Annotated in this window: 21 protein-coding genes; 5 read left to right on the forward strand and 16 right to left on the reverse strand. The window is 41.3% G+C overall.

Translation table 11 applies throughout. The annotated features are described in order from the left end of the window. Positions 1–152 precede the first annotated feature (152 nt). Positions 153–2,006: a monovalent cation:proton antiporter family protein gene (locus tag BLR93_RS05535; RefSeq protein ID WP_093211970.1), complete on the reverse strand. Its 1,854-nt coding sequence runs from the start codon at positions 2,004–2,006 to the stop codon at positions 153–155. 13 nt (positions 2,007–2,019) lie between these two features. Then, positions 2,020–3,387, reverse strand: coding sequence for a magnesium transporter (gene mgtE / locus BLR93_RS05540; RefSeq protein WP_093211972.1), 1,368 nt, complete (start codon positions 3,385–3,387; stop codon positions 2,020–2,022). Between the two features lie 373 nt (positions 3,388–3,760). Here mgtE and BLR93_RS05545 point away from each other — a divergent pair, with 373 nt between their 5' ends. Next, entirely contained in the window at positions 3,761–4,927 is a 1,167-nt protein-coding gene (locus BLR93_RS05545) for an FtsW/RodA/SpoVE family cell cycle protein (RefSeq protein ID WP_093211974.1), read from the forward strand. A gap of 75 nt (positions 4,928–5,002) precedes the next feature. Further along, positions 5,003–5,749 carry a bis(5'-nucleosyl)-tetraphosphatase PrpE gene (gene prpE, locus BLR93_RS05550; protein ID WP_093211976.1) on the forward strand — a complete coding sequence of 249 codons (747 nt, stop codon included), beginning with the start codon at positions 5,003–5,005 and terminating at the stop codon, positions 5,747–5,749. Positions 5,750–6,185: 436 nt separating this feature from the next. On the opposite strand, the gene BLR93_RS05555 is transcribed toward prpE, so the two are convergent. Genes BLR93_RS05555 through yjbM form a run of 3 tightly spaced genes read right to left on the reverse strand, consistent with a single transcriptional unit; the run spans position 6,186 to position 8,532 of the window. Beyond that, positions 6,186–7,064, reverse strand: coding sequence for an RluA family pseudouridine synthase (locus tag BLR93_RS05555; RefSeq protein ID WP_245690069.1), 879 nt, complete (start codon positions 7,062–7,064; stop codon positions 6,186–6,188). Positions 7,065–7,091: 27 nt separating this feature from the next. Beyond that, entirely contained in the window at positions 7,092–7,892 is an 801-nt protein-coding gene (locus BLR93_RS05560) for an NAD kinase (protein WP_093211978.1), read from the reverse strand. A 19-nt stretch (positions 7,893–7,911) separates the two neighbouring features. Next, complete coding sequence (yjbM, locus tag BLR93_RS05565; protein ID WP_093211980.1) at positions 7,912–8,532, reverse strand: GTP diphosphokinase; 621 nt, start codon at positions 8,530–8,532, stop codon at positions 7,912–7,914. 215 nt (positions 8,533–8,747) lie between these two features. On the opposite strand from yjbM, the gene BLR93_RS05570 reads away from it, so the two are divergent. The 3 genes from BLR93_RS05570 (at position 8,748) to BLR93_RS05580 (ending at position 10,783) form a co-directional block, all read left to right on the forward strand. Continuing rightward, the gene (locus BLR93_RS05570; protein WP_093211982.1) at positions 8,748–9,326 is read left to right on the forward strand and encodes a CYTH domain-containing protein; all 579 of its coding nucleotides are present in this window, start codon (positions 8,748–8,750) and stop codon (positions 9,324–9,326) included. A gap of 162 nt (positions 9,327–9,488) precedes the next feature. Continuing rightward, the gene (locus BLR93_RS05575) at positions 9,489–9,890 is read left to right on the forward strand and encodes a globin domain-containing protein (protein ID WP_093211984.1); all 402 of its coding nucleotides are present in this window, start codon (positions 9,489–9,491) and stop codon (positions 9,888–9,890) included. Further along, entirely contained in the window at positions 9,887–10,783 is an 897-nt protein-coding gene (locus BLR93_RS05580) for a ClpXP adapter SpxH family protein (protein ID WP_093211986.1), read from the forward strand. Before BLR93_RS05575 ends, BLR93_RS05580 begins: the two co-directional genes overlap by 4 nt. Positions 10,784–11,359: 576 nt before the next feature. Here BLR93_RS05580 and pepF read toward each other — a convergent pair. From pepF to BLR93_RS05640, 11 genes are all read right to left on the reverse strand, one after another. Further along, a complete protein-coding gene (gene pepF / locus BLR93_RS05590) occupies positions 11,360–13,177 on the reverse strand; it encodes an oligoendopeptidase F (RefSeq protein ID WP_093211988.1) in 1,818 nt (605 codons plus the stop codon). Positions 13,178–13,292: 115 nt separating this feature from the next. Continuing rightward, entirely contained in the window at positions 13,293–14,495 is a 1,203-nt protein-coding gene (locus BLR93_RS05595; protein ID WP_093211990.1) for a competence protein CoiA, read from the reverse strand. 201 nt (positions 14,496–14,696) lie between these two features. Next, positions 14,697–15,392, reverse strand: a complete 696-nt coding sequence (gene mecA / locus BLR93_RS05600) for an adaptor protein MecA (protein ID WP_093211992.1) — start codon at positions 15,390–15,392, stop codon at positions 14,697–14,699. 486 nt (positions 15,393–15,878) lie between these two features. After that, positions 15,879–16,274 carry a transcriptional regulator SpxA gene (spxA, locus tag BLR93_RS05605; RefSeq protein ID WP_093211994.1) on the reverse strand — a complete coding sequence of 132 codons (396 nt, stop codon included), beginning with the start codon at positions 16,272–16,274 and terminating at the stop codon, positions 15,879–15,881. 355 nt (positions 16,275–16,629) lie between these two features. Next, on the reverse strand, positions 16,630–17,223 hold the full coding sequence (locus BLR93_RS05610; RefSeq protein WP_093211996.1) for a GNAT family N-acetyltransferase: 594 nt from the start codon (positions 17,221–17,223) through the stop codon (positions 16,630–16,632). 175 nt (positions 17,224–17,398) lie between these two features. Continuing rightward, positions 17,399–18,610: a putative glycoside hydrolase gene (locus tag BLR93_RS05615; RefSeq protein ID WP_093211998.1), complete on the reverse strand. Its 1,212-nt coding sequence runs from the start codon at positions 18,608–18,610 to the stop codon at positions 17,399–17,401. Positions 18,611–18,873: 263 nt separating this feature from the next. After that, positions 18,874–19,809, reverse strand: coding sequence for an ABC transporter ATP-binding protein (locus tag BLR93_RS05620; protein WP_093212000.1), 936 nt, complete (start codon positions 19,807–19,809; stop codon positions 18,874–18,876). Next, on the reverse strand, positions 19,806–20,873 hold the full coding sequence (locus tag BLR93_RS05625) for an ABC transporter ATP-binding protein (protein ID WP_093212002.1): 1,068 nt from the start codon (positions 20,871–20,873) through the stop codon (positions 19,806–19,808). Before BLR93_RS05625 ends, BLR93_RS05620 begins: the two co-directional genes overlap by 4 nt. Before the next feature lie 15 nt (positions 20,874–20,888). Further along, the gene (opp3C, locus tag BLR93_RS05630) at positions 20,889–22,037 is read right to left on the reverse strand and encodes an oligopeptide ABC transporter permease (RefSeq protein ID WP_093212004.1); all 1,149 of its coding nucleotides are present in this window, start codon (positions 22,035–22,037) and stop codon (positions 20,889–20,891) included. After that, positions 22,037–22,966 carry an oligopeptide ABC transporter permease gene (gene opp3b / locus BLR93_RS05635; RefSeq protein WP_093212006.1) on the reverse strand — a complete coding sequence of 310 codons (930 nt, stop codon included), beginning with the start codon at positions 22,964–22,966 and terminating at the stop codon, positions 22,037–22,039. Before opp3b ends, opp3C begins: the two co-directional genes overlap by 1 nt. Before the next feature lie 158 nt (positions 22,967–23,124). Then, positions 23,125–24,840, reverse strand: a complete 1,716-nt coding sequence (locus tag BLR93_RS05640; RefSeq protein WP_093212008.1) for a peptide ABC transporter substrate-binding protein — start codon at positions 24,838–24,840, stop codon at positions 23,125–23,127. Between the last annotated feature and the right edge of the window lie 221 nt (positions 24,841–25,061).

Raw genomic sequence — 25,061 nt, forward strand, 5'->3', positions numbered from 1 at the left:
ATTGGTTCTACGATAATCAATTGCCATGGAACACCCTCTTTTTCCACACCCTTTTCGCATAACTGCTTATCAAAAGAATTCGCCATCTTAAAATAATAATCCTGCCCGAACATTTGCAGGCAGGATTATCATAGGATTAGCGATATGAGTTTTTATATTCTATATTCCAAAATGGACTGCAGTTCTTCCACATATTCAGATGACCCCGTTACAATCAGACGGTCACCAAGCCGTAATTCTGTATCTCCATGAGGAACAATCGAATCTTTGCCCCGGAAAATCCGGACCATGATGACGTCACCGGTGAATGGAAACTCTCTGATCAATGTCTCATTGTATTCTGGGTTGCTCATGGTGATTTCATAAAGCGCACTTTCCTGATTGGTCAAAATATCAACTACACTTGGTGCCACAATCAACGCTTTAAGTAATGTTTTTGTCGATAACAGCACAGAGAAAACATCTATGCCTTTCTCCTTCAACTCTTTGTCCAAGCCTGGTTTCTCGACACGGGCAATTACGCGATCAACGCCTTTTTCTTTGGCATAAGAGGCAATCTCAGCATTCTTATCTTCTTCACCAGTGGAAACAACAAGCATGTCAACATCGAACACGTTTTTTTCCTCCATAAGAGGGATATCATAGCTCTCCAGCTGGTTAATATCGAAAATCGAGCGGCTGATCTTTTCGTCGATTTTTTCTAATTTTGTATGGTACATATAAATCTCGAAGATATTATTATCAAGCTCTCTCACTACCGGCAAGGTTGCCTGATTAGTGCCGATAAAAGCCACAATCTGCTTATGGTCAGGTTCCGCACTGTTCACATAGAACTTTTTAAAAAATGGCGGTGTAATCAAACAAGTCAATACAGCTACAAGTATCAAAGCACCTTCCATTTGGTCGTCAATGACACCCATTCGCTCGCCGATGGTAGCAGCTGCTATTACCAGCGAAAGGGTAGAAGTCAGAATCATCCCGGAACTAAAGACCGTTCGCCAGTCGTACCACTTCTTCATAATCAACACCGGTACCAGCTTCGATAACAATAAGGCAATTAACAGCAACGGTATCAATGCGAGCACCTTCGGGTCACTGAACAATGACCAGAGATCGATGTCTACCCCAACCATCACAAAAAAGATAGGAATCAGGAAACCATATCCGAAGCTGTCCAGCTTCTGGACGAGATCCTGGTTTGGGGATAACAAAGAAACCAATGCACCAGCAAGGAAGGCTCCTAAAATATTTTCGGCTCCGACTGTTTCAGACAGGGCAACAAGAAAAATAATCAATGTGAATACTGCTCTGGTGCCTATTTGGATCGTCCCTTTCGACATCGTTTCCAGGAAGGTTTGATTTCGGAATCGTTTGCCGACAAAATAAAGCAGAATGCCTGCTCCAAACAGTATCAACAGCAGCCACATATTGCCTGCTTCTTCTCCATAAAAGGATACAAATACTGCAAGTAAAATCATGGTAACCAGGTCGGCGATGACGGCTATTAATAAAATCGTCTGCCCGACAGTAGTTTTCATTGCCTGCGCTTCCTTCAGTGTCGGCACTACTACACCTAATGATATTGTCGAAATGATCAATGTCATCAGGAACATATTATCGATAAACCCGCCAAGCACAAATAAATAGGATAGACCTAACGACAGGATGAGGATGGCCAGGAATACGATTGTGGCAACCACCACCGCATTCGGCGCCTGATTCGTTGTATTATTTTTATTTTTTCTCCTTTTTTTAGCGAAAATCGAAAAATCAATTTCCAGTCCGCTGAGAAACATCAGGAAAATAAACCCTAATGTCGATAAGGTCTCCAGCCAAGTACTGTCATCCACAATATTAAAGCCGCTGTGTCCGATAATTAATCCGACGATAATTTCAGCAACCACAACAGGAATGGCTTTTAACCGCAAGCGGTGCATTAAAATAGGAGTAAAAAAAGCAGCTAAAATAACAATCACAAGGGAGGTAACTGATTCTCCATGCTCCATTGTTCTAACCTCCTTAATGTAATAATAGATTCATAAATGCTGTAGCCATTCCAAAATAAATCAAAATGGAAATAATGTCATTTATCGTCGTGATAAATGGCCCGGATGCTACCGCCGGGTCCACTTTCAGCCGGTGCATAAGGATCGGTATTAACGATCCAGCGATAGTAGCGACAATTAATGTTGCCATAATCGAAATACCGACTAACAGGCCAAGAAAGATATCCCCTTGCCAAAAATAAACAATCAAGGTGATTAACACACCACAGCAAGTACCCGTTATCAAGCCTGTGCCTGCTTCACGGCCAATCATTTTCCACTTGCCCTGCTTTTCAAACTCGCCGGTCGCAATTCCTCTAACTGCAACGGCAAGGGCTTGTGTCCCAGTATTGCCGGCCATCCCGGCAATCAATGGAATAAAAATGGCCAAAATGGCTACTTGGTCCAAGGTGTCTTCAAAACGGCCAATTAAACTGGCTGTCAACATTCCTAAAAACAATAGGATGATCAGCCAAGGCAGCCGCTTTTTTGCTGAAGTAAATGCACTATCGTCCGGTCCATCTACATCAGAAATACCGGCAAGCTTGGAATAGTCATCGCTTGCTTCCTCTTCCATAACGTCCATGATATCATCGACCGTTATAATTCCAAGTAAATGATTCTGAAAATCAACGACAGGCAGGGCCAGAAAGTCATAGTCGCGCATCATTTGAGCAATCTCTTCCTGGTCTTCTCCGACAGGAACCGAAACAACACGGTCACTCATGACTTCAGAAACCAGCCAATCACCTTCAGCAATAATTAAATCCCTCAATGACAAAACGCCTACCAAGCGTTTCTGATTGTCAATCACATACGTATAGTAGATGGTTTCTGCTTCAGGAGCTTCCTTCCTTAAATGCCGCATTGCTTCTTTAATAGTCAAATTGGCATTAAGGACGACAAACTCCGTTGTCATGATACTCCCTGCTGTCTTTTCTTCATAATGAAGCAGCTCTTTGATTTCCCCTGCTGCTTCTTTATCCATTATGGTAAGAAAGCTAGCAACTTTGTTCTTATCCAATTCATTTAAAATATCTACCGCGTCATCTGTAGACATTTCTGCCAGAACATTGGCAGCAAATGGCGGTGTCATCTCGGAAAAAAATGGTTCTATATCATCTATATCGATATTTTCCATTACATCGGCAATTTCTTCAGACGATAAGTATGAATAAATTTGCATTCGGACTTTTTCCGACTGTGTTTCAAATATTTTCGCCTGATCATAGGGATGAAGTTCCAAAAACTCAGCACGAAATTGATCAATTTGCTCATTAAATAAGGCGTCCTGGATTTTTTCCCAATATTGCTCCCGTTCTAGTTCATCTAAATGCTCCATAATCCTAACCCTCCTTATCGCCTAGACCGTATTATCGTAAGTTCCGTTCAGCAATTTGTCAACGACAGAAAAGTGAACATATTGTTATGTTTTTAACTTAACATTAATAAGAGTACTGCTAATGCTTAAAAAAAACAGGTTTTTGATGTACACTGAAATATGTATGATCGCGAATTTTTGAATCAGTTCGATTAATTTTATTTACTATTCTATCTGAAAAATTTATTTTCAGATACTTTTTTGCATTTATATCCACTTTAGATGTTCTTCGTATAAGCTGTAGATTTTTATGCCCTGGTTTTTCTTTTAAAAAGGCTGTCTTCACATCGGATCATCAAAAGATTCCAAGCAATCGAGAAGGAAAGGGAACCCTATGAATAAAAATAATACAAATATAGATTACACGCTGATTTTCATCGTCTTTTTATTAGGTCTTGTCAGTTGTCTTACCCTTTATACTGTTGAACCTTACTTACCGGCTAATGCTCCGGATAATAGTTATATTAGGCAAGCTGTCTGGTATATAGCGGGCAGCATACTTGTGGCTGGGGTAATGTTGATAGACTATGATCGTTTCCGCCAAGTCTCCTGGTACTTGTATGGAATTGGCATGATCACCTTACTGATGCTCTTCTTCGGATTTCCTCCGCAGATAATCCATACAGCAAATAATGCGACAAGCTGGTTTATATTCCCAGGGATAGGAACCATTCAGCCGGCAGAGTTTTTTAAAGTGATATTAGTAATTGTACTAGCACATATTATGGTGAAACATAACGAAAAATTTCAACTAAGAACCAATAATAGTGACCTTTGGCTATTGTTTAAAATTATGCTCATCAGCTTGCCGCCTATGGGGTTAATTGCTGTCCAGCCTGATTTAGGCGGTTTTCTCGTGCTGGCTGCCATCGTTGGCTGCATGGTGCTGGTTTCCGGTATCCGCTGGCGGGTCTTATTTGCCGTAACCATGATTCTATTACTTTTTATCGGTGCAGCGGGGGTGCTATCCATTATGTTTCCGGAAACTGTTGGAGCAACACTGGAAGAAAGTGTTTTTAAACACGTAGAAAGCCGATTCTACGGCTGGCTGCAGCCTGAAAAGTATTTAGACTCTGGTTACCAGCTAAAAAAAGCGATGATGGCGATTGGTTCCGGTCAGCTAACAGGTAAAGGGCTTCGGGACTTTGAAGTCGATGTTCCTGAACGTCATACAGATATGATTTTCACGGCGATTGCCGAGCAGTTTGGTTTCATTGGAGCCAGTATTGTGATTACCTTGCTTTTCTTGTTGATTTATCGTCTTCTCTATATTGCTTTACAAAGCAATGACCAATTTGGCAGCTTTTTAGTGACAGGGCTTATTGGTATGTTCGCATTCCAAATCTTTCAAAATATCGGCATGTCGATACAGCTTTTACCGATTACCGGCCTGCCGCTACCGTTTCTAAGTTACGGAGGGAGCTCAACCCTGACGTATATGCTGGCCATAGGCCTCGCACTGAATATCCGCTCACGGACAAAACAATATATGTTTGATTAATTATGAGGGTGGATATGCTATATCAAGTAGCTTCCACCCTTCCCTTTTTTATCGGTATTTAAGGAGGAAAATATAATGAAAATTGATGTCATCGGTGATATTCATGGCTGTTTCAATGAATTGCATGCCTTGTTTCGTAAAATGGGGTACCAAATTAGTGAGGCTGGAATTCCTGTCCATCCCGACGGGCGGACACCTGTTTTTGTTGGCGACCTGACCGACCGCGGCCCAGATTCTATATCGGTTATCAAACTAGTCTATGACATGGTAATCAGCCAAGGAGCAGCTAAATATGTCCCTGGAAATCACTGCAATAAGCTTTACCGTTATTTTCTGGGCAACAATGTCAAACAGCAGCACGGGCTTGAAACTACCGTGGCAGAGTACAAAGCTTTAAGCAGCAAGGATCAACAAGCCATCCGCCAACAGTTCATGAAATTATACGAGGACTCCCCCCTTTATTTGCAGCTTCCCGAGGCGCAGGCCGTTGTAGCTCATGCAGGTATTAGGGAAGCGTTAATTGGGAAAACAGGCGAAAAAGTTAAGACTTTCGTTCTCTACGGAGACATAACTGGAGAAACGTACGAGGATGGCCGTCCTGTAAGAAGAGACTGGGCCCGCCATTATTCAGGCGACCAATGGATTGTATATGGCCATACTCCAGTAAAGGAACCAAGAATAGTTAATCGAACCATCAATATCGATACCGGATGTGTATTCGGAAATAAACTAACAGCATTTCGGCTTCTAGAAGAAGAAACCATCTCCGTCCCCTCCAACCAGGATTATGTGGAAGAAAAATTCCGCTCATTCGATGAATAAAAAACAAGGCGCTGGGCAAAATCCGGCGCCTTAACTTGATTCATTTAATGAAGTTGCGAGATGTCTAACGGCTTTGAGCGACTACCCCGAAGTAGAGCAACTTTTCCTGCAAGTGGAGCGACTCTTTACCAAAGTAGATCAACTTTCCGCTTAAGTGGAGCGACTGCCCCGAAGTAGAGCAACTTTTCCTGCAAGTGGAGCGACTCTTCACCAAAGTAGATCAACTTTCCGCTTAAGTGGAGCGACTACCCCGAAGTAGAGCAGCTTTTCCTGCAAGTAGAGCGACTCTTCACCAAAGTAGATCAACTTTCCGCTTAGGTGGAGCGACTACCCCGAAGTAGAGCAGCTTTTCCTGCAAGTAGAGCGACTCTTCACCAAAGTAGATCAACTTTCCGCTTAAGTGGAGCGACTACTCTGAAGTAGAGCAGCACCCCGTTCAACACTTTCGCAAGGAGGTCATATCCTTGGGCATTTCTGCTGTGAATTCCAGGCGTTCTCCGCTTGCCGGGTGGCTGAATGCCAAGGTTTTACAATGAAGCGCTTGTCTGGCAATGCGGCTGCTGTTACCCCCGTATAAATCATCGCCGATCAGCGGATGGCCGATATAAGAAAAATGGACGCGGATTTGGTGGGTTCTGCCTGTCTCCAATTGGATATCAACCAATGAATAGCCATCAAGCTCTTCTATCACTTGATAATGGGTAATCGCCTGCTGTCCATGCTCTGTTACTTCTCGTTCAATAATAGAACCATGCTTTCTTCCGATGGCTGCATTAATTGTTCCTGCTTTTTGCTCCATCTTTCCCTCGACAAATGCGGAGTAGCTGCGCTTAATACAGCCCTGCTTTTGCTGGTCAGATAAACGTGAGTGGCTGAACCGGTGTTTAGCAACTAACATTAGTCCTGACGTGTCTTTGTCAAGCCTTGTCACTATATGGACAGTGTAAGCAAGCTGTTTTTTTTCATAGTAGTTGATCAGGCCATTAGCGATTGTACTTGATGGATGTTGATGGGATGGAATCGATGCAATACCTGCCGGCTTGTCCAGCACAAGGACATCGTCATCCTCATAAATAAGATGCAACGGGACATTAGCAGCCTGCATATGGTTTCCTCTTTGTTCAGGCGGAAAGATTACTTGCAGCCTGTCGCCAGCAGTCAATTTTTTCCGGACAGTTGCCGGTTTTCCATTTTGCAGGATAGTTCCGCCGTCAAACTTGACTGCTTTAAGGATTCTCCGGGAAAACCCTTGAATTTGCTGTAAGTATTCTTTAATAAGCATGCCATCATGCCCGGATGAAATCTTCCATTTCACGTTTCTCACCTTTTCATTAAAATAGCTTTAGCGTTCATCGGAGACAAAGGAATCATGCACTCTTTTCCAAAAAGGAAAGGAGCGGAACCTGGCAAACCGTATCTTTTCTTCAGCTACCTTGCATTCTATTTTTTCCACATTTGAATAATTTTTCGTTATATGGTCGATGGTGATCAAAAAGCTTTTATCATAGATCGGCCGAAAATCACAGGCGTGGTGCTTCGGCAGAATCAATGGAGAACCAATTGTCCGAAATACACGGTTATTGATCGATGCCATTTCAGTAATTTGGATCGATTCCAGCGAAGGGTGGATAATGCCGCCGCCCAATGCCTTATTATAAGCCGTACTCCCTGAAGGAGTAGAAATGCACAACCCGTCCCCGCGGAATGTTTCGAAATGCTCACCCTTGATTTCTACATCAAGCACCACTGATCCCTCGGCAGTCTTAATCGAACATTCATTGAGAGCTAGAAAATGGTCGACTTGTCCACTCCCTTTCGGACAGATTGTTACTTCTAATAAAGGATACTCAACCACCTGGAAAGGGTTCTTGGCTATTTCTATGATTAGTTTTTCTACTTCATCAGGCACCCAGTCTGCATAGAAGCCCAAATGCCCGGTATGAATCCCGATAAAAGCAGTTTTATCCAGTCGATCAATATATGTATGGAAAGCCTCAAGAAAAGTGCCGTCTCCGCCAACAGATATTACTAAGTCAGGCTCTTCCTCATCATAAGTTAGCTTAAAGTCAATCAAGTACTGCTTAATAGTAGCTTTTAATTCTTCAGACTTTTTATCCCCTTTAGAAGTAATTGCAAATTTCATAACTGTTCATCTGCCTCCCTCAGTGGCTGCTTTTATTTTTATGGAATATTCGCTGTGCTTCTTGTACTTCGTCTTTAATTTTTGCCATTTCTTCATCCAGTTTAAAGGCTGCCTCACCGGCACGCTTCAGCCTGGCTTTTATATCGGCAGGAATCTGCCCTTCATATTTATAGTTTAAAGAATGCTCATTCGTCGCCCAAAAGTTCATGGCAAGCGTACGGATTTGGACTTCTGCGATTACCATCTTTTCTCCATGGATCGTTTCCACGGGATATTCAATGATCATATGATAGGATCGATACCCACTGTCCTTTTTGCATGATATATAATCCTTCTCCTCAATAATCGTGAAATCTTTTCGTGTCCGCATCATGTCGATAACAGTGTAAATATCATCGACGAACTGACAGACGACCCTTACACCAGCAATGTCCTGAATCTCATCCTCGATTTCTTCCATTGTAGAATGCTTACGATGAGCTTTTTCAAGAATGCTTGGTACTGGTTTTACCCTTCCAGTAATGAATTCAATCGGCGAATGCCTGGATTCAAACTCAAATTGGGCCCGCATCCCTTTTAATTTCACCTTTAATTCCTCGACCACCTGGACATATGGAGCAAGAAAGGCTTCCCAATTCATAATACATACCACCTTCAACCATCATACTCGTGTTTCAAACTACTGTCATAAATATCTGACAAAATACATGTCAATTGTATCATAAAAGCACGGGATGATTGGTTAATACGTTTTGCGGAAAAACCACTAATTTTGCTTAGGACGTTAACTTTTGCATTTTCATGTTTGTTTGCACCATAATAAAAAACAAGCCTATTTGATTGGAGGAACATGTAATGGCACAGGAAATAGAAATTGAATTTAAAAATCTACTGACTGAATCAGAATATAACCGCTTAAAGGGCTTTTTACAAGCAGATGAATCTAACGCCCAAACACATACCAATCACTATTTCGAGACAGCTGGTTTCGACTTAAAAAAGCATGGAGCGGCACTGCGGATCAGGGAAAAAAACAAGCAGTGGCAATTAACTCTTAAAGAACCTCATCAGGAAGGGCTCCTAGAGACGCATGACACATTAACCGAACTCGAAGCACAATCCTGGCTGGAAGGGAATATTATTCCCAAACCGCAGGTAGCAGTCCAGCTCAATCAGCTAGGGATTGACTTTGCTGAATTAGTCTATGGAGGCCAGCTGAAAACGAAACGAATCGAAACAGATTATAAACAAACAATTGTAGTACTTGACCATAGCAGCTTTAACGGCGAAGCGGATTTTGAACTCGAAGTAGAAGCACGCGACAGGGATCATGGAAAAAAGGTTTTTGAAGAATTGCTGGAACGGGTAAACATTACTAAAAAGGAAACACCAAATAAGATAAAAAGATTCTATTCTACTCTTCAAAACAGATAAGTTGCCCAACTTATGCGGCGATTGTTACAATAAGGAAAAATCTAGTTGAGATTGTTGAACTAGGATTGCCAGAAAGCTGTCCTTTCACAAGGGATGGCAGCCAAATCCTTGTTAATCAGCTTATAAAAGATACTTTCTGTAAAGTTAGAGAGGAACTTGAATATGAATTCTTCAGGAACTCTGTACGAAGCCATCGGCGGCCGTGTTAAAATCGAACGGCTTGTCCAGGCATTTTATAAAAGAGTAGCCAAACATCCAGAACTAATACCGATTTTTCCAGATGACTTAACAGAGACCGCCAGAAAACAGGAGCAGTTTCTCACCCAGCTATTTGGCGGTCCTGCGTTATATAGTGAAGAGCACGGACATCCGATGTTAAGGAGAAGGCATCTCCCTTTTCCGATAACTCCTTCCAGAAAAAATGCCTGGCTTGAGTGCATGAATCAAGCATTAGATGAAGCAGAAGTAGATGAGCCTTACCGGAGTGCCATATTTGAACGATTAACAATGACAGCAGAGCATATGATGAACACACCAGAGGATGAGAAAGGAGAATCGTTGTGAATTGGAAACCGACTGGGCCATCAAACACCCAAGAACAAAAAAACTCGGCACAGTATGGCTTTTTTGATCTATTAAAAAAACCGGTTGAAATTTATGTCTTCGTTGATCCTTTATGTCCAGAGTGTTGGTCTTTAGAACCCAGTCTTAAAAAGTTATCGATAGAATACGGCAGGTTTTTTACCATTCGGCCGATTTTAAGCGGACAATTGACTGTTCTAAACAAAGATAAATTTGATAAACCGAAAAAACTAAAGGAAATTTGGGAGAAAACAGCAAGCCGCACTGGCATGAGCTGTGACGGCGATTTGTGGCTTGAAAACCCGGTCAACTTGCCTTGGCTTGCTTCGATTGCGATAAAAGCAGCTGAACTGCAAGGCAAAAAAGCTGGCAGAAACTTTTTACGGAAAGTCCAGGAAAACTTGTTTTTAAGTAAACGGGACATTTCCGACGAAGCTACACTTATGGAGTGTGCGAAGGAAGTTAATCTGGACATTAATGAGTTTACCCAGGATTTATATTCCAATTCCGCCAAAAAAGCGTTGCAGTGTGATTTAAAATTAACGCAGGAAATGGAAGTCGAATATATCCCGACAATGGTTTTCTTTAATGAATCCGAGGAAGAAGGCGGCTTAAAGGTATCTGGTGTTTATCCTTATGAAATCTATGTAAAAGTATTAAAGCAAATGCTGCAAATGGATCCGCCACCCGCCAAAACACCGGATCTTGAAGATTTCATTGCCTACTACGGGTTTGTCGGCAACAAGGAGATTTCTGTTGTATATGATTGGTCGAAGGAAAAAACAGAAAAAGAAATGAAAAAACTCCAGCTTAAACAAATGGTAGAAAAAGTACCAGTTAAATATGGTACCTTTTACCGTCATGTAAAAGGTTAAGGTTATCCCTTGTATGATAAGCAAGGGGTTTTTTTATTGCTCCCTGCTTACTCTTGCAGATTATTTGAAAAAGGAAGGATATACCTTAGGTATATCCTTCCTGCTGTCTAACTATATATAGACAAAGGGGGATGGGAGAAAGTTAAGTCAAACAAAGGGGTATTGTTTGTTAATTATCTCACAAATAAAATATACCAAGTTTCCTTGTTCGGTGCAATTGTTTTGCTCACACATTCACAAAAATGTCATACTTCTAACCAAGCTTCTCTGAGCATACAATTTTTAAAAAAAATGAGCGAGGTGATGCTAGTGCCAAGACTTTTCCCCTATCTGTTTTTATTGCTCACGGCTATTGCCTTTTTATTCAATTTATTCGGGATATTGCGGCTAGTCCCGTTGTATTTCACCATGCCGATTTTGTTTATTTCTATTTACTTAACGATTTTCTCGTTTGCTTACAAAAATACATTTAGAGGTTTTTCTAAGATAAGCCGCAGATTATAAAAGAAGGCGCCCGTTTTTATACCGGCCGCCTTCTTTTTTGGTTGTTTATCTAGTTACTGCCAACGTTGGCTGCTACTCAACTCTGTCCAGCAATGTCTCCATCTCAGAGAGCTTATCTTCAAACACCCGCAAAGCATCCAGGATTGGTTTCTTTGATGTCATGTCTACTCCTGCTTTCTTTAGAACCTCAATTGGATAATCACTGCTGCCGGACTTCAGGAATTCTAAATAACGATCTACAGCCGGCTGTTTTTCTTTTAATATTTGCGAAGCCAGAGAGGTTGCCGCTGAATAGCCTGTAGCATATTGGTACACATAGTAATTGTAGTAGAAATGCGGGATTCTGGCCCATTCCAGCCCTATTTCATCATCAATCACCAGTTCATCGCCGAAGTACTTTTTATTTAAGTCGTAATACATTTGCGTCAGTTTATCAGCTGTCAATGCCTCTCCTTTTTGCATTTGCACATGAATGTCATGCTCAAACTCCGCAAACATAGTCTGTCTGAAGACGGTTCCTCTAAAGCCCTCTAAGAAATGGTTTAAAAGAAACAATTTTTTCTTCTCATCTTCTGTGTTTTCCACCAAATATTCATTCAGGAGTGCTTCGTTACAGGTGGAAGCTACTTCAGCGACAAAGATGGAATAGTTTCCATACCGGAACGGCTGGTGTTTTCTTGAATAATAGCTGTGCATGGAGTGCCCTAACTCATGGGCGAGTGTAAACAAATTGTTCAAGTTGTTTTGCCAGTTTAACAGGATATATGGATTAGTGCCATACGACCCAGATGAATACGCCCCGCTTCTTTTTCCTTTATTTTCTTCAACATCGATCCAGCGGTCCTTATAGCCTTCTTTAATGATGTTGACATACTCGTCTCCCAACGGCGCCAACCCCTTCAGAACATGCTCTTGAGCTTGCTCGTAAGGGATTTTCATGTCCACGTCTTTAACTAATGGCGTATATAAGTCATACATGTGCAGTTCATCCAGCTGCAGCACGCGCTTGCGCAATTCTACATAACGATGCAGCAATGGCAGGCGTTCATTTACTGCGCTTACCAGGTTATCATAAACTTCTTCTGGTATATTATTATTATCCAGTGCTGCCTGGCGGGCGGAATTGTAATTGCGCACCTTCGCATAAAAATTGTTCTTTTTCACTGCACCTGACAAAGTAGAAGCAAACGTATTTTTAAAGCTGCCGAATGTATCGTACATTGCCTGGAAGGCTTCTCTTCTTACTCGAGGATCATCAGACTCCAGAAAGTTAATATAGCGGCCATGTGTTAGATCCACCTCATTGCCTTCCTCATCTTTAACTGCCGGAAAAGTCAAATCAGCATTGTTCAGCATACCAAAAGTCTGGGACGGGTTGTCAGTGACTTCCGAGACCTCTGCAAGCAGCTCTTCTTCCTTCTCTGACAATACATGCGGCCGCTGTCTGTTAATTTCATTTAATGTATGCTCATACTGTTTTAATTCTTGATTTTCTTCGATAAAAGACTTCAGCCGGTCCTCATCTAAAGAGAGAATTTCCGGTACGATAAAACTCATCGCGCTGGACGCCTGTGTAAGAATGTTATCCGCTTTAGCATTAATTGCCTGGTATAACGAATTAGTCGTGTCCTGATCATATCTCATACGAGCATATGTATAGAGCTTGCCAATCCGTTCCGAAATCTCATCCTGAAATTTAAGGACTTTATATAAGTTGTCTGCGGATTCATTGATCTTTCCTTGGAACTCCTTAAAAGCCGGCAGCTGTTTTTTTACAGCTTCAAATTCCTTTTCCCATTCTTCATCTATGACAAAGATATCTTCCAGTCTCCACGTTTTGTCTAAAGGTACTTCTTCCCGGCTTTTTAATTGCTTGTCGGTTTGTGCCAAACATATTCCTCCTTCATAATAACTTCTTTCCATTTTCACATTCTCGATTTCCTTTGTAAAATCCTTCCTTTCCTCTCACAAAGTAATCTCTTTGTTATTATATCGTTATCCTTTCTTATTCATGCGAAGAGATGCTCGCAATCGGATAACGAGTTTGCAGAATTTTGATGATTTGGTTATCTGCCCTTAATGCTAATTCCACATTTTTTGGAAAGCTAATCGGCCTAAGCTTGATGATTTCCTGATTAGAGATAAATTTGACGATGTGCAGGGATGCGAGCAGATGCAAATATTCACGCACCGGGTCAGATTTAACGAGGATGAGCGGAAACAAGGAAGGGGGAAGGAAGTCTTGCTCCAGTAGATGATAACACCTTTGAAGACTAATGGGTTGCTGTTCATCAATAGGCGCCAAAAGCTCCAGACAAAGTTTGCTCTGCCATATCCATGGCGGGGTTTTCATCCTATATTGCCCTGGGACAGGTAAATGGATAAACCCCGGCAGCAGACTATGATGTGTCCGCTTTTCATACAGCCAATCCTGCCATGCCTTCTCGGATGCACTTGCCCGCCGGGATAAAATTTTTGTTCGAAATTGGTATTTTTCCTTTTTCCAAAACTGATAAAGGTTGAAGCTGGCGGACTTTTTTACTTTTAATAAGTCTGACAAGCTGCTGTTGTTTAATGAGAAATAATTCAAATGCCCATAAGCGCTTCTTTTGCCTGTTAACTGAATATCTTTAAAGAGGGAAAATTGTTGAGTGTTTGGACAGTAGAAAAACATCGTCAAAGGAAAGTCGGGGGTAAACTTGTGGATGAAAAATTTTTCATTGGCGGTTATTTTCACTTTATTGCGACCAGCTCTATTTAAACGGTTGCCGCCTAGTATCCAAAAAGGAATAATGCTCAGTTCCTGATAGGCTGCATTCCTGCGGTAAAACTCATCGGCCGGCATCGCTGCACACTGGTATTCAACTGCAATCGTTTTGCTGCCGATTTTGGCCAATATATCAGGCCTTCGTTTAATCTCCGGAAGATACGCCTCTAATTCGATATGAATTTCTTGTCCTGCCAGCCACTGGAAGATGTCTAATTTTCCTTTTTCATGGTAGGCACCTTCTCCCTTACCGGTGTGGACGCATTTGCTGCCGGATTTGTGGGAAAAGTGCGGTACTACCTGACTTCCCGCCTTTACGGTTAAAGTTTCATTGCAAACGGGACAAAAAAATGAACATTCGCTTCGCATTTTTCGGATATCAGCCTTGCTCTTTAACGCTAGAACAACAGAGTTGCCATGTTGATCATTTGCTTGAAGCATTCATACATTCACCTCCCGTAAGAAAATTTCTCGATAGGGGTTCATTAATCCTGCTTTTTTTTCTAAACATCGTCAGCTTAAATCGGAATAACCAGAAGACAGGAAACAGCGACAACTTTCCTTACAGCTTGATTCGCCGGAGAAAAAAGCGGAGAATAAAAACATAAAAAAGAAGCACCCGAACTTGTCGAATGCTCCAATTTACTTAACTGGGAAGTATTGTTTGATTTGTACGAGTGCATTTTCAGCAAAAATTGTTTTTCCGTATTCTTGCAGGCGGTGGATCGTAATATTAGATTCATGCCCGAATTCAAGCAGCTGGCTTAAAATGTTTTCCTGCTCATCATCGTTCATGCTTCCTTCTTCAAACTCCAAATAAAGCAGATACTGATCCTCAAAGTGATATAGACTATCTGTAAGTCCTTCCGTTTCCGGGAAGTAATGACTTAGTTGAATGACGTCCTCAAAATCTTTAAAACTAACCACAAAAGATAAGTTCCCCTCTTCTTCCAAAGTGTTATCATTGTCTTCATGATCAGCTTCATGGGAAGCACCGAACTTCTCGTCCAGCATCGATTCAATCTTTTCGTCAACCGGCATATCGATGGTCTTGCCATTTTCGGTAGGCAATTCCAGATTTTGGCCATCCTTAGACAGCTGCGCCTTGGTTACGACGATTTCCAAGCCTTTATCGAGTGCCTGTACTTGAATCCATAAAGGACCTTCCACATTAAAGTCATCTTCTTTATAGTTGACTTCGTCCATCACCTGCCAGAAAAGCTGTTCGCTGCGCTCGCGATTATACCAGATTTCCTCACGGTCAAAGCCTCTATCTTCAATATCAATATAAGAAATATAAAATTTGACTGTATTTTCATTTATACGTTCTATTTCCATTTATTCTCTCTCCCTTCTACTTATTATTAGGTGGAAGAGAATAACTTCACCTATTTGTAGACTTATAAATCAATACCCGAAACAAGTTTCCATCAACCGTAAAAATCAACAATGACTACTTAATTTTATTTTATGATAAAAATATTTATTTTGAAAATATAAAAGCCTATATTTTTCTTAAAAAACAAAAAAAAATTAAGAAAAGGGCTGTTAGCTTTGCCATTATCATTATCTCAACTTATTGTTAATCAACTACGACTATAACTATATATTTTAGCTTATTCAATGGAAAAAGTCATCCCTAAAAGATTATGAAAGGATAGTAATACTTGGCAAACATTACACCAAGAGGAAGTGGCGTAAGCAGGAGCTATCCAGCTGTACCGGGCCGTGAGCGGAGGACGCTTCGGCATACAGACTGCAGAATTCACTTCTTAGGTTAGAAAAAAGCACAGATCTTAGAAGACCTGCGCTTGGTATGCTATATTAGTTAACCATTCTTTGAGCTTCCCGTAACTGGAATGTACGGACAGTTCTAGGTAAGAATCTGCGGATTTCATCTTCGTTATAACCAACCTGCAATCTTTTTTCGTCAAGAATGATCGGGCGGCGAAGAAGACCAGGATTCTCTTGAATAAGGTTAAAGAGGTCCTTTAACGGAAGTTGATCAAGATTCATATCTAGTTTTTGAAAAACTTTAGATCTCGTGGAAATAATTTCATCAGTACCATCTTCTGTCATTCTCAGTATTTCTTTAATCTCATCCAGAGTTAAAGACTCTGAGAAAATGTTTCTCTCACTGAAAGGTATATCATGCTCTTCTAACCATGCTTTTGCTTTACGGCAAGATGTACAACTTGGTGAGGTATAAAGTGTTACCATTGAAACTTCACTCCTCGTAACGCAGATTATTTATCGTCATTTTATGATTTTGAAGAAGATATTAAATTAAAATTACTTTAAATAACTCTTCTATGTATAGTATACTATACTTGTCAAGATTAGGGGAGATTTTTTGGGAATTTAATTAGCTAATTCGCCATCTTCTTTTATTACACAAAATGATTTTAAAGTTATGTTTAAAGTACCCCATGTTTGAAACCATTAAACATCTTTTTTCCAAAAATCAAAGAAAAATATTAAAAAATCAAAGAATGCTTGGTTTGGCCACAGACCAACAGACTAATATGTATCAATAATGGAGGGCTGCCCGTTTCCAGGCAGCCCTTCTTAATGCTTAAACGCCTTCTGTTTCCTTCAAGGCGTCGAAAATGTCATCTGCTTCGCGCTTACTATCGTAAGACAAAACCTCATCTACCGGCTGGTAGGATTTTCCGTAAATCTCTTCATCTTTATACGTGTGAATGTCTTCATACATCTTCTTCATTTGATTATAGATCGCTTCTTCATCTTCATCGTTTGGTGTCCAATAAAGGATTTCCATTGGGTTATCTTTATTGGTAGCTAAGCTGCGTCGATTATAGCCAATTGATTGCGCATGGACAAAGCCTTCTCGCTGATAAAAACGCAATCTTTTCTCTGTATCTGTTTCCTCGTAATCTACAGGTTCGACCTCCAAAATAATCGGCTTATTTTTTGCCTTTAACTTGTCGATTAGCTTGTGCCCTAACCCCTGTCCTCTGGAAGCGGCAGAGACATACACGTAATCGATAAAAATAAACGACTTGAACTCTGCGTACATAAGCACATGATGCGGACCTTCGTCTTTGTAATAGACGTCCCCTTTTTCCTTCAACAGCATTTCCATATGCTCCTGAGACTTCATCTCTTCTACCGGAAAATACTTATTTAGCTTTTCGTACCAGTTCATTGATCTACTCCTTGTATTTGTAGTCCTCTTTATTATAACGAATAATCCGCCAATTGTTAAATCTTCTTACAAGATTCATTATTTCTTTTGCCCTAATCTGTTTAAAATAAACAGTTATTCGTTAACCAATGAATTAAAAAAAGCCCTTGCCGGTAAAAAACGGCAAGGGCTTTTTTTAGTCAAGCGGTGTATAATCGACATTTTCTGTATAGCTGTTTCCTGAATTCCAAATGAGAAATTCATCGATGCCATTCTCATTTAGAGCTTTAATTTGCGCTTCCACTTCTGCTTTGCCATATTGCTTGGCAGCACCACTATAAAGCCAAGGTGCCTCAAAATCCTGAATCCACGGACGGGAAACAGGCGGATCTTCCAATTTGCCAAGAACTTGATTTTCCACTTTGGCATATTCTGTGACCAGTTTATATGGTTCTTTATCTGGTTTATCTATGCCAAAATAAGAAGTCCAGTGGCTTGGATAAATCATCGAGGAAATGACATCTACATTATCAGCAATTTTCGAGAAGTTCTGCCCGATACCTGGTGTTTCTTCAATGGTCGCTGCATAACCAAAGATATCTACCGATACATCAACGTCATAGGAGGCCAATTCCTCTCTGGCATGTGCCACAAAGTCAGTTACTGCCTTTACCCGCTTCTTGATTTCGTTCATCTCTAAGTCCTTATACATGCCCTGGTCATATTCCAATTCATCATCCCTGTTTTCAAATCCTTCCGGGAAGCGGACATAATCAAACTGAATCTCTTGAAAGCCCATTTCGGCTGCCAGCTTAGCTAATTCTATGTTGTAATCCCAGACTTCTTCCTGGTATGGGCTTACGAAGGCTTCACCTTTGCTATTTGTCCAAACTTCGCCATTTTTCGTGAAAGATAAGTCAGGACGCTTTTCAGCCAATACAGAGTCTTTGAATACCACTATCCTGGCAATTGGATAGATTCCTTCCTTTTCGAGTCTCTCTAGCATTTTCCTCGGGTCACTAATGAAGTTTTTTCCAATATCGGCATAAGGGGAATCCTCATCCATTTTAAAAGTGACGTTCCCATGATCTTCTTTGACGTCGATTACCATCGAGTTTAATTCGGTATTGTTTATCAGTTTTATTAACCGTTCGAACCGTTCTCCTCCTGCTGAATTACCTGTGACATAGACACCTCTTACAGCATCAGGATAGTCAAAGGTCAGGCCAGAATTATACGAGAAACGAGACATCCTGTCAGGAAGCTCATAGGTTTCTAACGTTTTCATGCTTCGATGGTGTGTTTTCATCGTTTTACCGTCTTCCGCAGCCTTTACAGGCGAATCAGGCACGGCTATTCCTAGAAGGAGTGTAGCAGTTATAATCATCTTAAGCTGTAGTTTCCCCATCCTTTATCAAACTCCTATTTTATGTATTTACCTCTATTATAAAAGATAAACGACAGCTAATGTAACCCAATTTCATTAAATGATGTCGTTTTTTTACTGTTTCTGTCATTTCTTATAGGCAGGCATAGGTGTAGTACCCTTTATTTAAAAAGCATAAACGATTGAATCTTCCATTTTCTTCCTAGCATTAACTAAAGAAAAAAGCCGCCCACGTTTTATGGCGGCTTTAAGTTCTTCATGTATATCAAACGATTACTATTTTTTTAATTTTTATTTAATTCTTGTTTATATGCTTCGAATTCTTTTGTTGTACATGAGACCCAGTGTCCAGGAGAGATTTCCCGAAATTCTGGCTCCTCGCTAGTATCATGCTGGCTGGGATCGTAAGCAATTCGTTGGCGGTTCCGCTCGTAATCAGGGTCTGGGAGCGGGATCGCGGATAACAATGATTTTGTATATGGATGAAGCGGATTTTTATACAATTCATCACTGTCAGCCAATTCTACAAGCTTGCCAAAATACATAACGCCGATACGGTCACTGATATATTTTACCATTGAAAGGTCATGAGCGATAAATAGATAGGTCAATCCGTGTTCTTTTTGCAATTTTTTTAACAAGTTGACTACTTGCGCCTGGATCGATACGTCCAACGCAGAGATCGGTTCATCGGCTATTATAAATTCAGGATCGACTGCTAACGCACGAGCGATGCCAATCCGCTGGCGCTGCCCACCACTGAATTCATGCGGGTAACGGTTTGCGTGTTCCTTGTTCAAGCCTACTCTTTCCAATAATTCTTCTACTCTTTGTTTCCGTGCTTTTTCGTCTTTTACCAATCCATGTACATCCAGGCCTTCTGCAATAATGTCTAGAACTGTCATGCGAGGGTTCAAGGAAGCATATGGATCCTGGAAAATCATTTGCATCTTTTGGTTGAATTTCTTCAAATCACGGTTCGATTTTTTTCCGTGGACATCCTCGCCTTTAAACTTCACATCGCCATCGGTAGCATCATATAAACGAATAATTGTCCGGCCGGTAGTAGATTTTCCACAGCCGGATTCTCCTACCAAACCAAAAGTCTCTCCCTGGTAGATATCAAAAGAGATGCCGTCGATAGCTTTAACTACACTGTGCCTACCTGTTTTGAAGTGCTGTTTAAGGTTAGTTACTTCTAACAATTTTTCCTGACTCACCGCTGTTCACCTTCTTTCGAATTGCTGTCGGCGCCCGTATTGGAAAAGCCTTTCATCCGACGCAAAACGGGTGCGGGCGGCTGAACATCCGGCGCATATTCGTGTAATAGCCATGTTGCCGCATAGTGAGTGTCCGATACTTTGAACATCGGCGGCTCCATTTCCTTATCGATTTCCAATGCATACTCATTCCTTGGAGCGAATGCATCGCCTTTTGGCGGCTTAAGCATGTCTGGGGGAGAACCGGGAATTGCAATTAAATCGTCACCGGTGTTGTCCAATGTCGGCATCGATCCTAACAGCCCCCAAGTATATGGGTGTTTCGGATTGTAGAAAATCTCATCAACTGTACCAATTTCTACAATCTTGCCGGCATACATAACTGCTACTCTGTCAGCAACATTAGCAACCACTCCTAAATCGTGAGTGATAAAAATAATAGAGCTGTCTGTTTTCTTTTGAATATCTTTCATCAATTCCAAGATTTGCGCCTGAATTGTCACATCTAAAGCCGTTGTTGGTTCATCAGCAATCAATATTTTTGGATTACACGCCAAAGCAATCGCAATAACTACCCGCTGCCGCTGGCCGCCGGAAAATTGGTGGGGATACTGGTCGATTCTTTCGGTCGGGTTTGGTAAACCAACCAATTCCAATAATTCGACCGCCCGCTTCTTCGCTTGGCTTTTGCTCATCTTTTGATGCTTGATGAGTCCTTCCATAATTTGATTGCCTATTTTCATAGTCGGGTTAAGAGAAGTCATCGGATCCTGAAAAATCGTCGATATATCTTTCCCGCGGATTTTCTGCATGTCATTTTCTTTTAATTTAGCCAAATCTTTTCCATCAAACAGTATTTCCCCTTCTTTAATACGTCCGGGTGGTGAAGGAATCAGGCGTGCCAATGCTCTGGTAGTAACTGATTTACCTGACCCCGACTCTCCCACTATAGCCAATGTTTCTCCTTTTTTTAAATCAAAGGAAACACCGCGGACAGCTTTTACTTCGCCGCCGAACGTATCAAAGGAGATGTGTAAGTCTTTTACTTCTAAAATGTTTTCCATATCAGCACCTGCCTCCTATTCACGCATCTTCGGATCTAGAGCATCGCGAAGTCCGTCTGCAAATATATTAAAGCCAATCATAATCAAAGATATTACAATCGCAGGGAAGATCATTACATGCGGGTTGATCTGCAATGCTTTAAAGCCATCGTTGATCAATGTTCCCAAAGACGCCTCTGGTGCTTGTAGTCCCAGTCCAATAAAGCTTAAGAAAGCTTCAAAGAATATTGCAGATGGAATGGTGAACATTGTATTTACGATGATCATACCCAACGTATTTGGAATAAGATGTTTAGACAAAATTCTCGTGTTGGAGGAACCGAGTGTCCTTGATGCCAAGACAAACTCCTGGCCTTTCAATTTTAGCACTTGCCCCCTTACAATACGTGCCATGCCTGTCCACCCGGTTATCGTAAGGGCAATGGTTATCGAAATAATACCTGGATCCAAAATCATGATCATTAAAATAACCACGACTAAGTTCGGAATTCCGACAAGTATTTCAATAATTCGCTGCATGACATTATCGACTCTGCCGCCGTAATAGGCAGATATACCGCCATAAGCAACACCGATAATCATATCAATCGCCGCGGCCAAGAAAGCAATATACAAGGAAATCCTTGTCCCATACCATGTTCTTGAAAATAAATCACGGCCTAATGTATCTGTACCAAACCAGTAGTATGTGTCGCTGAGATCTTTTGCTTCATAAATGTGATAGTAGCCGGTTACCTTTGCAGATTCCGGACTTCCATCTCCTTCGCGTTTTACGTCATAAGTGATAAACTCATCATCTCTCTGTGTAAACCGTTGACGGATTCGTTCCTTGGCAGATTCCACATCAGCTGTTTCATACGTTTCCGATTTAGTTCCGTCCAGCCGGAGCCATTGGATTGATTCGAGACCCTGCACACGCGGCGGCAGCTTGGACAAGCCTAAGTCCTGATCATCTAGTCCATGCTCATTGAAATACGGGCCAATTATCGCCATAAGTGCAATTAGGGCGATAACAACCATTCCAAAAATCGCACCTTTATTTTTCTTTAAACGTCTCCAGGCATCCTGCCAATAGGTAAGGCTCGGGCGCTGGATTTGTTCACTGGCATTTTCATCTGTTTTCGCGGGTACAAATAAATCTTTATTTAGCTTTTCTTTATCCATCAATCTTTACCTCCAGCCAATCGAATACGCGGATCAATGATACCGTACAGTATATCGATTATCAGAATTATCAAGATGAAGAAAAAGGCGTAAAATAACGTAGTACCCATGATAATCGGGAAGTCATCAGTCGTAACCGAAGTAACAAACTGTTCACCAATACCCGGAATCGAAAATATTTGTTCGATAACTAATGTACCTGTCATTAAGCTAACCGCCATGGGACCCATAACAGTTACCAATGGGATTAGAGCATTCCTAAGGCCATGCTTGAACATAATACCAGAGTTACTTACACCTTTTGCCCGTGCTGTTACAATATAGTCCGAGCCCAACACTTCAATCATCTCTGTCCTTAAGAAACGGGCTGCAATTGCCAGTGGGAAAATAGCCAGAGAAATCGTCGGCATTATTGTGTGTTTAAAACTATCCCAGAAAGCAATAGGTAAGATTCCCAGTTGCACCCCAACGTAATATTGGAGCAAGCCTGCAAATATAAATGAAGGAATCGATATACCAATCACCGATACGACATTCGCCGTGTAGTCTATCCACGAATTATTTTTGATGGCCGCCACTAATCCGAGTATCATACCTATAATTGTTCCTAATATCATTGCCTGGATTCCCAAGTGAGCTGAAACAGGAATGCGATTAGCCAGTATATCTGTTACCGGCTGGTTATTCAGCTGGAAGGATACCCCTAAATCTCCTTGAACTAGGTTTCCTAAGTAATTAATATATTGAATTGGTACAGGGTCATTTAAGTCATACTTTTCATAAAGAATTTCCAACTGGGCCTCTGAGAGCTTTTCTTCAGCTTTCAGCGGTGAACCTGGCAGAAGCTTCATGAGAAAAAATGAAAAAGTAGCAATTAAAAACATCGTAATCAACATATAGCCGAGTCGCTGCAGTATATATCTCGCCATCCCTATCCCTCCTATTCTAATGGGATTATTTTAATCTTCAAATAATTCTAACAATCAGGTCAAACTGAAAAAGAGAGTATACGCCGGCAAGCAGCTGGCAGTACACTCTCCTCTCCCCTAAACCAAAGAGGTATTACATAAATCTCATATTATCAAGTTTATTCTTCGATATAAGCCCACTTATATGAGAAGTCTGCCCCCATTGGCTGGAATAGAACACCTTTAACAGATGGTCTCCACAAGTATGCGCGAGAACGCTGGTACAATGGAGCGATTGCCGCATCATCCATCAGCACTTTTTCTGCTTCAAGGAAGTTGTTATAACGCGCAGGCAAATCTGTTAATAGTTCGTTGTTTGCTTCTTTAATTAAAGCATCATACTCTTCGTTGTGGTAGTTCATTGTCATATATGGGCTGTCAGAAGTCCACATATTCAACCATGTACTAGGGTCAAGGTAGTCAGGGCCCCAACCAGAGTTTTGGATGTCATAATCAGAAGCTTCATCTCTTGCAAGACGCTCTTCGAAAGGAACAGAAGAAATGTTAACAGTCAAGCCTTCAAGTGTTTCTTCCAATTGGTTCTTGATATAAGCATCCATTTCTGTAGCAGTTTCTGTGTCACCGCCAAGGTATCCTAGTTCAACAGAGTCTACACCAAGTGCATCCAGACCAGCTTGCCAATGTTCCTTGGCAGCTTCTTTGTCAGTAGTCAGCAAGTCTCCATTTAAATCACGGAAATCTTCCCCGCTTTCAGGATGGGTAGTGAAATCTACTGGTACAGCTGCATTGGCCGGGATTGAACCGTTAGCAAGGATAACGTCAACCAAGTCTTGCTTGTTGATTGCCATTGCAATTGCTTTACGGATATCCTGGTTTGCAAGAGCTTCGTTCTCCTGGTTCATCTTCAAGTAGAACAAAGTCGGCTCAGGCAATGTACGGTAATCTTCCGTACCTGCATACTGCTCAACGAATTCAGCTGTTAAACTAGCACGGTCAACTTCGCCAGTATCATAAAGGTTAACTGATGTACTCGTTTCTTTTACGACACTTACATTGATTTCTTCCAACTGGACAGTTTCAGCATCCCAGTAGTCTTCGTTCTTTTTCAGTGTCCATTGTTCATTTGCTTTTGGATCCCAGTCTTCCAGCACAAACGGACCGTTAAAAATCAAGTTTTCAGAAGTTAGCGCATAGTCGTCGCCTTGTTCTGTTACAAACTTTTCATTTTGCGGCAGGTAAGTACCGAATGTGAGCAAGCTGTGGAAATATGGTACAGCTTTCTCTAGCGTAATTTTTAATTCATAGTCGCTTACTGCTTCTACACCAAGCTCTTCAACTTCAGCTTCGCCGTTGTTGATTGCTGTAGCGTTTTTCAATACATCGTTCATCATGAACGGGCCATATTCAGATCCAGTATCAGGGTTGATTGCTCGTCTCCAAGCAAACACGAAATCGTGGGCAGTTACAGGGTCGCCATTCGACCAAACTGCATCTTCACGTAGTTTAATGGTCCAAGTTATTCCGTCTTCACTTACTTCTGGCTCGCCTTCCGCAATACCAGGAACAGGCTCCGCATTTTCACCTAGACGGTAAAGACCTTCCATTGTTTCCCCTAAGTATTGGAAAGCAACTGCATCTGTTGCGTGTGAGGAATCCATGGTAGGGATTTGAGAAGTATCTAACAGGTTAAGTACCTGCTCGCCACTCGCTTCTCCGCCTTCAGTTTCTCCTTCGCCTTCTGTGTCAGTACCTTCTGTTGTTTCTGTGTCATCACCGCTGTTATCTCCTTCGGAACTAGAGCCGCCGGAACAAGCTGCAAGGAACACACTCAATAGTAGTGCCATCGCAAGCAATAGCCAATTTGCCTTTCTCATGAAGTAAATGACCTCCCCTTAGATTAAATTTTCTAAATATTTGTGCAGATAAATTATCCACATTTTGAATTATACAAGTTTTCATACAATTTTGCATCATCTTTTTTACAAAAATTTTATGAAAACGCGTAAACATTACATTCGGATTACGCAAAATAGTGCTTTTTTCCTAGTTAATTGTAAGTGATTTCTTTTTATCAGAGGAAAGTATTTCATGTCGA

The sequence above is a fragment of the Sediminibacillus albus genome (assembly GCF_900101125.1).
Taxonomy (GTDB): Bacteria; Bacillota; Bacilli; order Bacillales; family Amphibacillaceae; genus Sediminibacillus; species Sediminibacillus albus.

What these genes read in the sequence shown, in the direction of transcription:
- yjbM (WP_093211980.1), bottom strand. Translation starts at nt 8,532, where the DNA reads ATGAATTGGGAAGCCTTTCTTGCTCCATATGTCCAGGTGGTCGAGGAA.
- mecA (WP_093211992.1), bottom strand. Translation starts at nt 15,392, where the DNA reads ATGGAAATAGAACGTATAAATGAAAATACAGTCAAATTTTATATTTCT.
- BLR93_RS05625 (WP_093212002.1), bottom strand. Translation starts at nt 20,873, where the DNA reads ATGGAAAACATTTTAGAAGTAAAAGACTTACACATCTCCTTTGATACG.
- BLR93_RS05545 (WP_093211974.1), top strand. Translation starts at nt 3,761, where the DNA reads ATGAATAAAAATAATACAAATATAGATTACACGCTGATTTTCATCGTC.
- BLR93_RS05640 (WP_093212008.1), bottom strand. Translation starts at nt 24,840, where the DNA reads ATGAGAAAGGCAAATTGGCTATTGCTTGCGATGGCACTACTATTGAGT.
- opp3C (WP_093212004.1), bottom strand. Translation starts at nt 22,037, where the DNA reads ATGGATAAAGAAAAGCTAAATAAAGATTTATTTGTACCCGCGAAAACA.
- BLR93_RS05575 (WP_093211984.1), top strand. Translation starts at nt 9,489, where the DNA reads ATGAATTCTTCAGGAACTCTGTACGAAGCCATCGGCGGCCGTGTTAAA.
- BLR93_RS05595 (WP_093211990.1), bottom strand. Translation starts at nt 14,495, where the DNA reads ATGCTTCAAGCAAATGATCAACATGGCAACTCTGTTGTTCTAGCGTTA.
- BLR93_RS05535 (WP_093211970.1), bottom strand. Translation starts at nt 2,006, where the DNA reads ATGGAGCATGGAGAATCAGTTACCTCCCTTGTGATTGTTATTTTAGCT.
- mgtE (WP_093211972.1), bottom strand. Translation starts at nt 3,387, where the DNA reads ATGGAGCATTTAGATGAACTAGAACGGGAGCAATATTGGGAAAAAATC.
- BLR93_RS05610 (WP_093211996.1), bottom strand. Translation starts at nt 17,223, where the DNA reads ATGAACTGGTACGAAAAGCTAAATAAGTATTTTCCGGTAGAAGAGATG.
- BLR93_RS05615 (WP_093211998.1), bottom strand. Translation starts at nt 18,610, where the DNA reads ATGGGGAAACTACAGCTTAAGATGATTATAACTGCTACACTCCTTCTA.
- spxA (WP_093211994.1), bottom strand. Translation starts at nt 16,274, where the DNA reads ATGGTAACACTTTATACCTCACCAAGTTGTACATCTTGCCGTAAAGCA.
- BLR93_RS05560 (WP_093211978.1), bottom strand. Translation starts at nt 7,892, where the DNA reads ATGAAATTTGCAATTACTTCTAAAGGGGATAAAAAGTCTGAAGAATTA.
- opp3b (WP_093212006.1), bottom strand. Translation starts at nt 22,966, where the DNA reads ATGGCGAGATATATACTGCAGCGACTCGGCTATATGTTGATTACGATG.
- BLR93_RS05570 (WP_093211982.1), top strand. Translation starts at nt 8,748, where the DNA reads ATGGCACAGGAAATAGAAATTGAATTTAAAAATCTACTGACTGAATCA.
- prpE (WP_093211976.1), top strand. Translation starts at nt 5,003, where the DNA reads ATGAAAATTGATGTCATCGGTGATATTCATGGCTGTTTCAATGAATTG.